Source organism: Sphingomonas sp. TX0543, from assembly GCF_048565505.1.
Lineage (GTDB): Bacteria > Pseudomonadota > Alphaproteobacteria > Sphingomonadales > Sphingomonadaceae > Sphingomonas.
Genome location: NZ_JBLZUS010000005.1, coordinates 18691 through 32120, shown reverse-complemented (window position 1 = coordinate 32120; position 13430 = coordinate 18691). Strand labels below are relative to the sequence as shown.

Annotated in this window: 12 protein-coding genes; 3 read left to right on the top strand and 9 right to left on the bottom strand. The window is 61.9% G+C overall.

The window, feature by feature from the left end:
• Positions 1–21: 21 nt before the first annotated feature.
• The 9 genes from uvrB to ACM61V_RS21560 all read right to left on the bottom strand — a co-directional run bounded on the left by uvrB (position 22) and on the right by ACM61V_RS21560 (position 10593).
• On the bottom strand, positions 22–1998 hold the full coding sequence (uvrB, locus tag ACM61V_RS21600; RefSeq protein WP_062126562.1) for an excinuclease ABC subunit UvrB: 1977 nt from the start codon (positions 1996–1998) through the stop codon (positions 22–24).
• A gap of 64 nt (positions 1999–2062) precedes the next feature.
• Complete coding sequence (locus tag ACM61V_RS21595; RefSeq protein ID WP_241215472.1) at positions 2063–3385, bottom strand: DUF3422 family protein; 1323 nt, start codon at positions 3383–3385, stop codon at positions 2063–2065.
• Positions 3378–4712 (bottom strand): NAD(P)/FAD-dependent oxidoreductase, encoded by a 1335-nt coding sequence (locus tag ACM61V_RS21590; protein ID WP_062126557.1) that lies wholly within the window; start codon positions 4710–4712, stop codon positions 3378–3380. The genes ACM61V_RS21595 and ACM61V_RS21590 overlap by 8 nt, the downstream gene beginning before the upstream one ends.
• A 20-nt stretch (positions 4713–4732) precedes the next feature.
• Complete coding sequence (gene fghA / locus ACM61V_RS21585) at positions 4733–5563, bottom strand: S-formylglutathione hydrolase (RefSeq protein ID WP_062126555.1); 831 nt, start codon at positions 5561–5563, stop codon at positions 4733–4735.
• Positions 5564–5710: 147 nt separating this feature from the next.
• A complete protein-coding gene (locus tag ACM61V_RS21580) occupies positions 5711–6109 on the bottom strand; it encodes a VOC family protein (RefSeq protein ID WP_062126553.1) in 399 nt (132 codons plus the stop codon).
• A gap of 52 nt (positions 6110–6161) precedes the next feature.
• Positions 6162–7271, bottom strand: a complete 1110-nt coding sequence (locus tag ACM61V_RS21575; protein ID WP_017980840.1) for an S-(hydroxymethyl)glutathione dehydrogenase/class III alcohol dehydrogenase — start codon at positions 7269–7271, stop codon at positions 6162–6164.
• Positions 7272–7612: 341 nt separating this feature from the next.
• On the bottom strand, positions 7613–8824 hold the full coding sequence (locus ACM61V_RS21570) for a glutathione-independent formaldehyde dehydrogenase (RefSeq protein WP_020486678.1): 1212 nt from the start codon (positions 8822–8824) through the stop codon (positions 7613–7615).
• A 231-nt stretch (positions 8825–9055) separates the two neighbouring features.
• Entirely contained in the window at positions 9056–9976 is a 921-nt protein-coding gene (locus ACM61V_RS21565) for a LysR family transcriptional regulator (protein ID WP_062126550.1), read from the bottom strand.
• A 326-nt stretch (positions 9977–10302) separates the two neighbouring features.
• Complete coding sequence (locus tag ACM61V_RS21560) at positions 10303–10593, bottom strand: metal/formaldehyde-sensitive transcriptional repressor (RefSeq protein ID WP_062126547.1); 291 nt, start codon at positions 10591–10593, stop codon at positions 10303–10305.
• Between the two features lie 288 nt (positions 10594–10881).
• Between ACM61V_RS21560 and ACM61V_RS21555 the strand changes: the two genes are divergently transcribed.
• Genes ACM61V_RS21555 through ACM61V_RS21545 form a run of 3 tightly spaced genes read left to right on the top strand, consistent with a single transcriptional unit; the run spans position 10882 to position 13417 of the window.
• A complete protein-coding gene (locus ACM61V_RS21555; protein WP_062126544.1) occupies positions 10882–12294 on the top strand; it encodes a cytochrome ubiquinol oxidase subunit I in 1413 nt (470 codons plus the stop codon).
• Entirely contained in the window at positions 12291–13301 is a 1011-nt protein-coding gene (gene cydB, locus ACM61V_RS21550) for a cytochrome d ubiquinol oxidase subunit II (RefSeq protein WP_205499249.1), read from the top strand. Before ACM61V_RS21555 ends, cydB begins: the two co-directional genes overlap by 4 nt.
• Entirely contained in the window at positions 13301–13417 is a 117-nt protein-coding gene (locus ACM61V_RS21545; protein WP_082824896.1) for a DUF2474 domain-containing protein, read from the top strand. Before cydB ends, ACM61V_RS21545 begins: the two co-directional genes overlap by 1 nt.
• Positions 13418–13430 lie beyond the last annotated feature (13 nt).

Below are 13430 nucleotides of genomic sequence, written 5' to 3'. Positions count from 1 at the left end.
CGGTCACTTTCACTCGGCGCATCACAGATAGATGAACTGACGGTACAGGCCGTCCAACTCGCCCCGGATCGTCTCCGCCCGATCCTCGTCATCGTTATCTACTGCCGTCAGCAGCGCCTGTTCCTTCGCGGTGATCCGGTCGCACAGCTCGTACAGATTTTCGCAGAAAGCCTCCGAATGGACCGACGGCTCTTCCCGGTCGGGCTGCGCCGACGCCAGGCCGCGAACCGACGAGAGCGGGGTGACATCGTTCTCTTCGTTGAAGGCGATCTGGCGCTGTCGCCGACTCTCGGTCTCGTCGATCGCGGCCCTCATCGCCGGCGTCACGGTATCGGCGTAGAGAACTGCGGTGCCGTTCACGTTGCGCGCGACGCGGCCGATCATCTGGATCAGCGCCTGGGCCGAGCGCAGGAAGCCCGCGCGGTCCGCATCGAAGATCGCGATCAGCGACGCTTCGGGGATATCGAGCCCTTCGCGTAGCAGGCTGATACCGATCAGCACGTCGAACTCGCCCGCGCGCAGGCCCTCGATGATCGCGACCCGATCCTCGACCTTGACGTCAGAGTGCATGTAGCGCGCGCGCACGCCCTGGCTTTCGAGGAATGCGTGCAGCTCCTCGGTCGCGACCTTGGTCAGCGTCGTGACCAGCACGCGCTCATCGCGCTTCGTGCGCTGCGCGATCTCGCGTAGCAAATCATCCCGCGCGCCTTGGGACGGGCGGATTTCCACTTTCGGATCGAGCAGGCCGGTCGGCCGAACGATCTGTTCGACCACCCTGCCTTGCGAGGCCCTTACCTCATAGGCGCCGGGGGTGGCGGACACGAAGATCGTCTGCGGCTTGACCTGTTCGAACTCGTGGAAGCTCAAGGGGTGGCTGTCCTTCGAGGATGGCAGGCGGAAGCCATAATCGATCAGCGTATCCTTGCGGGCCTGGTCGCCCCGGAACATCGCCGAGATCTGCGGGATCATCACATGCGATTCGTCGACGAACAGCAGCCCATCCTTGGGCAGATAGTCGAGCAGGGTTATGGGCGGGAGCGCTGGGTCACGGCCGCTCAGATAGCAGGCGTAATTTTCCATGCCCGAGCAATATCCGACCTCGCGCAACATCTCGGCATCGTTGGTGATGCGATCATAGAGGCGCGCCGCTTCCGTCAGGCGATTTTCGCTGGTCAGCCGCTCGACCTGCGTCTCCATCTCTGCGAGGATCGCCGTTGCGGCCTTGCGGGCCTGATCGGCGGTCGCCGCCAGAACGGTCTTGGGCGATACGAGATAGTGATCGGTGCTCTCTAGCTGCCTTCCGGTCGCCGCATCGAACCACTGGAGGGACGCGATCAGGCCGTTCGCCAATCCGACCCGCAGGGCCTTATATTCCGAATCCGCCGGGTAAACCTCAACAGCGTCGCCATCAGCGCGATAGGTGCCGCGCTTCAGCTTGTGCTCGGCCCGATCATATTGCAGACGCGCCAGGCCGCGAAGAAGCTCTTCCTGTCCCAACCGCGCGCCCTCGGTCAGCGGAACCTGGAGCGCGCGATAATTGTCGGGATCGCCCATGCCATAGATCGACGATACCGAGGCAACGACGATCGTATCGCGGCGCTCAATCAGGGATTTTGTCGTCGAAAGGCGCAACCGTTCCAGATGCTCGTTGATCGAGGAATCTTTCGGAATGAACTCATCGCGGCCCGGCAAATACACCTCTGGCTGGAAATAGTCGTAGTAGGAGACGAAATACTCCACGGCGTTTTCAGGGAAAAATCGCCGCATTTCGTCATAGAGCTGCGACGTTAGCGTCTTGTTGGGGGCCAGGATCAGCGTGGGACGCTTCAGGCGATGGATCACGTTGGCCATCGTGAACGTCTTGCCCGACCCCGTGATGCCCTTGAGGGTCTGATGGTGCGCCCCCTCCTCGATGCCGGATATGAGCCGCGCGATCGCTTCGGGCTGATCGCCCGCCGGGGTATAGTCGGAGTGCAAAATGAATATGCCAGTCGACATCAGATATCCTCCTGCCAGGGCCAGGCCATGAACGCCTCAAGCGTGCCCAAAAACGATTGTCGGGTCACATCTGCCCCTTCGCGGGCGGCTGTCCATGGTCCTTGTGTGCGTGCCTGATCCGCCGAACGGTCCACCAGACACCAAGGAGGACAAGGGGAACCAAAGCTGCGATCACCAGCTCAGGCGCCACTGCGTCGTGAATGCCCGGTATGCCCTTGATGAAATAGGAGAGCAGGCCGATCACATAATAGGAGATTGCGGCGACAGACAGGCCCTCCACCGTCTGCTGAAGCTGCAATTGCAGCTTCGCCCGGTTGTTCATCGAGGCGAGCAGGTCGCTATTCTGGCGTTCGAGCTGCACATCGATCCAGGATCGCAGCAAGGTGGTCGCGCGCGCCAGCTTGTCCGAGAGATTGGCCTGCCGCTCCTCGATCACGCGACAGGTCCGCATGGCGGGGGCGATCCTGCGATGCAGGAAGCTGCGCCAGCGATAGCAGCCGGGGACGAAGGTTTCGCCGAGTGCGGCAAGCCGTTCCTCGACGATCTCGTAATAAGCGCGGCTCGCGCCGAAGCGGTAGAGGCTGGACGCCGTGTCCGCCTCCAGCTCGGCCGAGAGATCCGTCAATCTGGAAAGCAGCGCCTCGCTGTTGCGCCGAGCCGACTTGCGCATCTCATCCGTGATCGCGGCGAGGCGCTTTTCTATATTGCGTAGATGCGGACCCAGCGATTGGGTCAGGGGAATACCGAGCAGGGCCAACGTCCGATAGGTCTCGATTTCAAGGAGCCGCTGCGCCAGCGCGCCAAGCCGGATCGGCGTCAGGCCGCGATCGAGGATGAGGATGCGGGTCAGCCCATCTGCATCCTGACGGAAATCGGTAACGATATCCGCCATGCCGTCCTCGACGAGCGAATGGCAGCGGCTGATCGGATCGAAGCGGTCAATGTAGGTCGCGGTCTCTTCCGTCCACGCCACCACGTCCAACCGGATGCCGCAAATGACCGGCCCAGGCGGGGTGAAGCCGTGCTTGAACGGGTCTTCGCCCGCCAGATCCCCGGTGTCGGGATCAACAGGCGCGCTCCACAGGTAGGTTGAAAACTCCGTATGCTTCTCACAATGCAATTTGCCCTGATCCCAGGTCAGGCCATGAAGGGGGGAGTTCTGATCGGGCAGCGACGCGCCCATTCGGCTCGATATTTCCGCGAGCGTCGCCTTATCCTTGGCCAGATTGCCTTCATTCATGAAGGCGAGCTGCACCAGGGCGCGCGGTGACTCGATCAGGAGATATGGGCGCGCATGTACCTCGTCGATGGCAACCCGCCTATTTTCATAGGTCGGCATACCATAGACAGTCGAACCGCCATTCGGAGCGCTGCCCGCTTCACTCAATCGGCTTTCCCCCCTTGTCATCCTTCTCCCCCACGTCGCGATGATCTAGATCGCCATAAGTAATCAGCCGAGAGCCACGATATCCTATGCCATGGGTCCACAGCCAGCTTAGTGCCACACTAAGCCGGTTCTGCGCCCCGATCAGGAAATAAATGTGGATGAGCTTCCACATCCACCACGCCAGGGCCCCGCGCAACTTAAACCGACCCATGTCGACGACGGCAAGGCTGCGGCCTATAGTCGCCAAATTGCCCTGATGCCGGTAATGGAAGGGCGCGACCTCGTTCTGCCCCTTCAGGCGCTGGCGGATAAGCCGGGCGACATATTGACCCGCCTGCTTCGCAGCCGGCGCAAGACCGGGGACAGGCTTGCCATCGAACCCGTTCGAGGCCGCGGTGTCGCCGATCACGAAAATGTCGCGATGACCCGGCACCGTCAGGTCCGGTCCGACAATCACGCGGCCAGCGCGATCGGCTTCAGCGTTCAGCCAATGCGCGGCGGGCGATGCCTGGACGCCTGCTGCCCACAGGATCGTTTCGGCGGGAATCTGCTTCCCATCCACGACGACGCCATCGGCGGAGCATTCCGTGACCGGCGTGCCGAGCTTGATTTCGACGCCGAGCTTTTCGAGCGCCTGCCGGGTATAGGCGGAGAGGTCTTCCGGGAAAGCCTGCAAGAGCCGTTGCCCGGCTTCGATCAGCACGACGCGGGTCGCACGCGGGTCGATCGACCGGAAATCCCGCACCAGCGTCAGGCGGGCAAGCTCCGCGATCGTGCCGGCCAGCTCCACGCCGGTCGGGCCACCACCGATGATGACGAAGGTCTGCAAAGCGGCACGGCGCGCGGGGTCCGTCTCACGCTCGGCTTCCTCGAAGGCGACCAGAAGGCGCCGGCGAATGGTGGTTGCATCCTCCAGCGATTTCAGGCCGGGAGCAAACGGTTCCCATTGATCGTGGCCGAAATAGGAGTGCCGCGCGCCCGTCGCGATGACGAGCGTGTCATAGGCAACCGTCGAGCCGTCCTCCAGAATGACGCGCCGACCGCCTGTATCGACACCTTCAACCTCGCCGAGCAGGGTCCGCACGTCCTTCCGCTTGGCGAAGAGCGAACGGATCGGCCATGCGATCTCCGATGGCGACAGCGAGGCGCCCGCCACCTGATAGAGCAGCGGCTGAAAGAGATGGTGGTTGCGGCGATCGACGAGCGTGATGTCCACGCCGCTCCCGGCGAGCCGCTGCACGGTTTCAAGGCCGCCGAAGCCCGCCCCCACGACCACCACGCGATGGCGGCCGTGAGCCGGCTCATGGCTGGGCGCGATTTCGCGCATGGTTGAAGGTGACGGCCCGGTCATTGGGACAACGCCGCGGCATGGTGGGCGATATGTTCGCCGATGAAACTCGCGATGAAATAATAGCTGTGGTCGTATCCAGGCAGCCGATGGAGCGTCAGCGGGTGCTCGGCAGCCTTGCACGCCGCCTCCAGCAAGTCGGGGCGCAGCTCGCGCTCGACAAACTCGTCATCCAGACCCTGATGGACGAGCAACGGCAGACGCTCGCGGGCGGCCTTGATAAGTTCGATGGCGTCATATTGCTTCCACGCCTCGCGATCGTCACCCAGATAGGCCGTGAAGGCACGCTCGCCCCAAGGCACCTGGCTCGGCGCTACGATCGGCGAGAAGGCCGATACGCTGCGATAGCGTCCGGGGTTGCGCAGGGCGGCAACAAGGGCGCCATGCCCGCCCATGGAATGGCCCGCGATAGCCCGGCGATCATCGGCCGGGAATGTGGCTTCGATCAGCGCCGGCAATTCCTCGACGACATAATCGTACATGCGGTAGTGTGCGGCCCAAGGTTCCTGCGTCGCGTTGACGTAGAAGCCGGCGCCCTGCCCCAGATCATAGCCGGGATCGTCGGCCACGCCTTCGCCTCGCGGGCTGGTGTCCGGCACGACGAGGATGATCCCGTGCTCGGCCGCGAAACGCTGCGCGACAGCCTTGGTGATGAAATTCTGCTCGGTGCAGGTCAGGCCGGACAGCCAATACAGCACCGGCACGCGACCGTCCTTCACCTGGGGAGGCAGATAGACGCCGACCTTCATCGGACAACCGAGGCTGATCGAGTCATGCTGATAGACGTCCTGCCAACCGCCGAAGCTGGCGTGATGTTCGACACGTTCCATTTTTGTTTCCTTGCTTCGACGGTTGGTGGACGGTGTGGCGATAGGAGCCCTTTTGCTGGCTGTTGTGCGGGGGGAAGCGCCGGCGCCTGTTTCAGCGCCGGCGACAGCCAGTCATAGGGTTGCGGGTATCGCCCTCACCTTCCGGCTTCAGATGAAGGTGTACGAGCAGACCTTGTTGCCCGCCGGATCACGCAGATAGGCCGCATAGGCACCCGGCAGATGGCCACGCGGGCCGGGCTGGCCCTCGTCGGTGCCACCGGCCGCGAGGCCGGCCGCGTGGAAAGCGTCCACTTCGGCGGGCGTCGCGGCGGCAAAGCCAACCGTCACGCCGTTGCTGGAGGGCGCTTCGCCATTGCCGGGACGGGCAATGATGAAGGCGGGCTTGTCGCGACCGTACAGCACCCAGCCATTGCCGAAGGGGCCGAGGTTCTTGACGCCCAGGGCGCCCAGAGCGGCGTCATAGAACGCCGACGACTGCTCGACGTCGGCAGCGCCGATGAAGACGTGCGAGAACACGCCGTTGCCGGAGATAACGGGGTCAGCCATGATATTCTTCCTTGAGGTTAGTGTTTGAAACTAAACGGCGTAATCTGTCGGATCAGTAGTGGATCACGGTGCGGATCGACTTGCCTTCGTGCATCAGGTCGAACGCCTCGTTGATCTCATCGAGACCCATGGTGTGGGTGACGAAGGGCGCCAGATCGATCTCGCCCTTCATGGCGTCCTCGACCATGCCGGGAAGCTGGGTGCGCCCCTTGACGCCGCCAAAGGCCGACCCCTTCCAGACGCGGCCCGTGACGAGCTGGAACGGACGGGTGGAGATTTCCTGGCCCGCGCCGGCAACGCCGATGACGATCGACTGGCCCCAGCCACGATGCGCGGATTCCAGCGCGGCCCGCATGACATGGACGTTGCCGATGCACTCGAACGTGTGGTCGATGCCCCATCCGGTCATCTCGATCAGCACTTGCTGGATCGGCTTGTCATAGTCCTTGGGGTTGATGCAGTCGGTCGCGCCGAACTGACGTGCCAGCTCGAACTTCGTCGGGTTGGTGTCGATCGCGATGATGCGGCCTGCCTTGGCCTGACGCGCGCCCTGGATCGCGGCGAGACCGATGCCGCCCAGACCGAACACGGCAACCGAGTCACCCGGCTGCACCTTGGCGGTGTTGTGGACCGCGCCGATGCCGGTGGTGACGCCGCAGCCCAGAAGGCAGACATGCTCGGGGTTCGCTTCCGGGTTGATCTTGGCGAGCGAGACTTCGGCGACGACGGTGTATTCGCTGAACGTCGAGCAGCCCATGTAGTGATAGAGGGGCTGGCCGTTGTAGGAGAAGCGCGTGGTGCCATCAGGCATCAGGCCCTTGCCCTGCGTTTCGCGGACCGCGACGCACAGGTTGGTCTTGCCGGACAGACAGAACTCGCACTTGCCGCACTCGGCGGTGTAGAGCGGAATGACGTGATCGCCCGGCTTGACGCTGGTGACGCCCTCGCCGACCTCGACGACGATGCCCGCGCCCTCGTGACCGAGAACGACCGGGAAAATGCCCTCCGGATCGTTGCCGGACAGCGTGAAAGCGTCGGTGTGGCATACCCCGGTATGCGTGACCTTGATGAGCACTTCGCCTTTCTGGGGCGGTGCGACATCGATCTCGACGATTTCGAGCGGCTTGCCTGCCTCGAAGGCTACGGCGGCGCGAGATTTCATTTTGATTTCCCTCGTTGGTTGAATCGGACCGCCGGTTGTGAAGCCCGGCGAAGCGCGACTCTCGGACAAACACATACTGGCGGGAGTATGTCTAATATACTCCTAGCCAGTATGCAAGAGGGATATCGACTGAGGGATGGAGGCGCCTGACAGGACGTCATGGCTTGGGAAAGCGCAGCGCGATCGTTGATGCTGCGTTTCCGGAAAGGGGCGGCTTGCCGATCCGGGGGGGAGTTAGATCGACAAGCCGGAAGGGGGTGTTCGTGCGGAAAGCAGTCCGCCCCCTACGACTCAGAATATCCCCCGGTCATGACCGGGGGATATTCCGGGTTAGAAGAAGATCAGGCCGCTACGGAGCCGTGCGGATCGATGACGTACTTGAACGCCGATCCGTCATCGAACTCCTTGTAGGCCGCCGGCGCATCCTCCAGCTTGATGATCTTCGTGTTCATCATCGGGGTCAGATAGGGCATCCGATCGTTCAGGATCGCCCGCATGAGGGCGTGGTTGTAATTCGCCGTCGGCGACTGGCCTGCCGACATCCGCGGCGACTTGATCCAGCCACTGGCCCAATCGACTTCCATGCTGCCCTTCTTGTTGTCCCTATTCTTGGAGATCGGATTGGGGCAGTAAACGCCGACCGTGCTGGTCATCCCACCGAAGCGGACATATTTCAGCAGCGCGTTGGTGACGGCGTTCTCGACGATCTGGTCGGACTCCGCCCCGAACCCGCGACAGTCGAGGCCCACATAGTCGATGACGCGATCGGCCTCGCGCTTGCCGGTGATCCGTTCCAGATGATCCTCGATCGGAATGCCGTCCGACAGGTTGATGGTCTCGACGCCGTGCGGCTTGAGCAGATCGAGCCGCTCCTGAATGAAGTCGGCGACGATGATGGCGCCGGCACCGAGGAGCTTCGCGCAGGCTGCGCCCGCGCGACCGACAGGCCCCGCGCCGAAGATCAGCACGTTCTCGCCGACGATATACGCAGGCTGCGCCGGCCAGTCGGGCGCGGCGAACCCGTGGAACGCGGTCGGCAGCACGTCCGAAAGCAGCGTCAGATCACGGATCTTCGCCATGGCCGCGTCCTTGTCGGGGAAGGCCAGCAGATTGAAGTCTGCATAGGGCACGAACAGGTAATCCCCCTGACCGCCGGTCCATCCGCCCAGGTTGAAGCCGTAGGCGCCGCAATCGACTTCGGGGTTGGTGTGCTCGCACACGTCCGAGCGCATGTGCTTGCAGTTGTAGCAGCGTCCGCAGCCGACGTTGAAGGGAACGGACACGATATCGCCGACCTTGATATATTCGACGTCGGAGCCGACCTCGATCACCTCGCCGGTCATCTCGTGGCCCATCGTCATCCCCTTGGGGACTTCGAACGAACCGCGGTAGATGTGAAGGTCGCTGCCGCAGATGTTGGTGGTGACGATCTTGAGAATGGCGCCGTGGGGGGCTTTCTTGCCCTGCGGCGTAATCAGCTCCGGGAATTTGAAGGTGTTGACCTTCATCTCCATCGGCTTCTCGAATGTGACGATCCTGTTTCCGGTAGCCATCGAATTATCTCCTAGCTCTCGTCCGCCACCCCTCAATAATGTTGAAGTTTCTACCGGACGCGCCAAAGGAGCTGCGCTGAATTAAATCAACACAATACGCCTTTGGCGATCCAGACCTCTTCATTATCGTCCATGCAGAATGGCTTTGGCTGCATGTGACAGCAAACTCGAAGTTTCTATCTTGAGATAGGAAATTCCTATGAGCGTTTTTCGCACCGCAACATTGCCGGTTCAGCCCTTTCGAGGCTGAAATTGGCGATGCAATGCAAGGATTTCCTGCAAAGGAGACACGACTTTGGGAGTGTGGACCAGCTCAAGAAGGGCTGCCGAGGGCGGCGACTTTGCCTCCCCCTTGACGCTGACGAATCCAACATCTGCGTGCGCGCCCGCACCCGTCAGTGCTGAAGCCTGAAGGTTTGGAATGTGGGCGAGGCGGGTCGCAAGCGATTGGGGCAAGACTGCCGCGTAACGCCCTGTGGCCAGATGCGCCGCCAGAATGTCGATCGTGTCCGTGTTGATCGTCGCGGCCGAGCAGTGCGCGAGCTGCAACTGTGCCTCGCTGGGGAGCGCGCCTGCCAGAATGCAAAGCGGCAGGCTCACGACATGATCCCACGCGACTCGCTTGGGCTGCGGCTCTTTGCTCATCTGGAACAGGGTCGTATGTTCCCGGTAGAGATGATGGGTCTCGAACTCGTCCTTCGGAACCTCGCCGAGATAGGTCAGCGCCATGTCCATTTCGTGATCCAGCAAGGATCTCAACAGCGAAGCAGTGCCACTCGCCGTCACGGTTTGCCCCAGCAAGGGGATTTGATCCGCAAGAGCGGCGCTGACGATCGCGCCGACAGCCGAAGTGCCTGATACCATGCCCAAGCGGAACAGGCCCTCCAGCCCTCGCTTGAGGGCCGACAGGTCACTCTCCAGCCCGTCACAGTCCCGTTCGATCTTCTTGGCCCAGGCGAGCACTGTCCCGCCTTCCAATGTGAGACCGTCATATCGCCGGCCATGCCGCACGATCTCGACGCCCAGATCTTCCTCTAGCTGCTTGATCCCCGCCGAAAGCGTCGGCTGCGACACGTTGCAGCTCTTGGCGGCCCGCCCGAAGTGACCCTCGCGATCGAGCGCTATGAGATATTCGAAATTCTTGACGATCATATGCTATCCCATCTGCCTGCGGCATCCGGCGCAGCGACAATTCGCAATTGCGCTCGACTCGCTCGGGCATGGCGGCGGCAATCCTGCACTGAGACCCTTGGAAGATAGATCGGTCAGGATGCGGCGGCGTGTTGAAGCTGAATCATCAATCCAAGACACGGAACCGGAAAAATATATATCCGCCTCTTCGGACGATCTATGAAAACGCCAACCCACAAATCGTACCAAGCGAAGATTGGTCGTATCTTCATTATTACCACCACATTACCGATACATACGCATCAGATATCCAGATAATTACCTATACGGGATGATCTTGGCCGCGCTCATTTGAGATATGTTCTCAATATCTTCATGACCCCCTCCATGTCATTATCGTAAGAGTCACCGTCCTGCCCCCCAATCGCCTTGCTTGAGGGTCCGAACGTCTCTTTAAGATGGCTCTCCATCACCTCCGCCATCAATCCGTTGGTCGCTCCCCGCATTGCCACGATCTGTTGGAGCAGGGGTGCGCAGTCCGTACCTGCCTCGATCGCCCTTTCCAGCGCTTCCGCCTGCCCTTTGATACGGCGAAGGCGTGTGATGGCCCGCTTCTTGTCCTCTGGTGAATGTGGCATCGCGCTTTCCTGAAAGATCACCACTACATACTATACAGGGGGGGAGTTTCAAGCCGCTTGTGAATTAAGGGTCGCGGCTCGTCGACGGCCTCTGCCGATTCATAGCTGCAACGGCCCGCTTTCCCCCTCCAAACATCAGGAGCTGATCTATGGTTCCCTGCCCCCTTGATACTGGTGGGGAGTATGGTATTAAAGTGCGCAAGGCTGTTCCACCTTTCGCCGAGCACGCGCCGCAGCACCACAACGCTGGTCGCAGTTGAGGAGGCCGAAAGTCAGGGAGAAAATCTGGTGCTTGCGAATCTCGATCCGGTAATCCTGGCGCGCGCGCAATTCGCGTTCACGGTCTCCTTCCACTTCATTTTTCCGGCCTTCTCCATCGGCACGGCAAGCTACCTGATGGTGCTTGAAGGGTTGTGGCTGAAAACGGGGAGCGGCGTTTACGCCAACCTCTACCGCTATTGGCTCAAGATCTTCGCCGTAGCCTTCGGCATGGGCGTGGTCTCGGGCGTGGTCATGTCCTATCAGTTTGGGACGAACTGGTCGGTCTTCTCGGCCAAAGCCGGCCCCGTCATCGGCCCGTTGATGGCCTATGAGGTTCTCACCGCGTTCTTCCTTGAGGCGGGCTTCCTCGGTGTCATGCTGTTCGGAATCAACAAGGTGGGCAAAGGGCCGCACTTTTTCGCGACCTGCATGGTCGCCGTCGGGACGCTCATCTCGGCGACCTGGATCATTTCCGTGAATAGCTGGATGCAGACGCCGGCAGGCTATGCGATCAATGCCAAGGGCCAGTTCGTGCCCGCAGGTTCGTGGCTTCCGATCATCTTCAACGCGAGCTTTCCATACCGCCTCGTTCACACGGTCATCGGGGCCTATCTGACGACGGCGATGGTCGTCGGTGCGGTCGGGGGATGGCACCTTCTGCGCGACCGCGCGAATCCCGGCGCGCGCAAGATGTTCTCGATGGCGATGTGGATGGCGGCGCTCGTCGCTCCGATCCAGATTCTCGCGGGCGATCAGCACGGCCTCAACACGCTGGAGCATCAGCCGGCGAAGGTTCTCGCGATGGAAGGTCATTATGAGGCCAGCCCCGACGGCGCTTCGCTCATCCTTTTCGGCCTCCCGAGCAACAAGGATGCGGTGGTCCACGGCAAGGTCGAAATCCCCTATCTGGGATCGCTTATCCTCAAGCACGATCCCAAAGCGCCCCTCCCCGGCCTCAACGACTTCCCGCGCGATCGCTGGCCGCCCACGCCGATCGTCTTCTGGTCGTTTCGGATCATGGTGGCGATGGGCCTCGCCATGCTGGGGCTGGGACTTTGGAGCCTGCTCGCCCGCTGGCGCGGCAAGCTCTATGACTGGCACTGGCTTCACCGCGCCGCTGTCGCGCTTGGTCCGTCAGGTTTCGTCGCGGTCATAGCAGGATGGGTCACGACGGAGGTTGGGCGACAGCCCTTCACCGTTTACGGCCTGCTGCGAACCGCAGAGTCCCATTCCCCCTTGGCCGCACCCGCCGTCGCGGCGTCCCTCGTCGCTTTCATCCTCGTCTATTTCGGCGCCTTCGGGGCCGGCACCTATTATCTGCTCCGGATGATGGCAAAGCCGCCCGCAGCCGGTGAGCCGGAACCGTCCAAGGTGCCGCAACGCGCGGCGGGCATTACGCCGGCGAGCGGCGTCGTGGCATCGACCGGACGGGAGGCATGAACATGGAGCACCTCGATCTCACCATAATCTGGGCCGGTATCATCGGTTTTGCTGTCTTCGCCTATGTCGTGATGGACGGGTTCGATCTGGGGATCGGCATCCTCTTCCCGAGCCTTTCGGTCGGAGGGGAGCGCGATCAGGCGATGAACTCGATCGCGCCGGTCTGGGATGGCAACGAAACATGGCTGGTGCTGGGCGGAGGCGGTCTCTTCGCGGCCTTTCCCCTTGCCTACGCCATCATCCTTCCCGCGACCTACCCGCTCATCATCGCGATGTTGCTCGGTCTCGTGTTCCGCGGGGTGGCATTCGAGTTTCGTTGGCGAGATCCACGCCATCGTCCCTTCTGGGATGTCGCCTTCAGCTTTGGGTCCGTTCTCGCGGCGTTCTCGCAGGGGATCACGCTGGGCGCGATCCTGCAAGGCGTGCGGGTCGAGGCCGATGCCTATGCCGGGGGATGGCTGGATTGGCTGAGCGCGTTCAGCCTCTTGACCGGCGCGGCAGTCGTAATCGGATATGCGCTTCTCGGCGCGGCCTGGCTGGTCTGGAAAACCGAAGGGCCGGGCCAGGAACGCGCCCGTCGACTGGCATTTTGGCTCGGCGGTGCGACGCTACTCGCGCTTTTCGCCGTCAGTGCGGCGACGCCGTTCCTGACCTATGACTATTGGCGACGCTGGTTTGCGATGCCCGGCGTGCTTCTCACCGCGCAGGTTCCTCTGCTGGTGGCAATCTGCGCTGCAACCTTCTTCTGGAGTCTGAAGCGCGGCGCGGAGCGTCTGCCCTTCATTATGGCGCTTGGCCTGTTCTTTCTCGGTTTCGTTGGGCTGGGGATCAGCATCTATCCCTATGTCGTTCCCCGCGCCGTCACGATCTGGGATGCAGCCGCTCCCCCGCAAAGCCAGCTCTTCATGCTGGCGGGTGCGGCCATCATCATTCCGATCATTCTCGGCTATACCGCGTGGGCCTATTGGGTGTTCCGCGGTAAGGTCGGCGCCCACGGCTATCACTGATGGATGAGCAAAAACCGCTCGGTCGACGGCTCGCCTGGATGGTCTTAATCTGGGCGGCCAGCGTTTTGGCGCTGGGGGCTGTCGCGCAGGTCATTCGCCTCATCCTCAAACCCTGACGGCAGCTCGTTT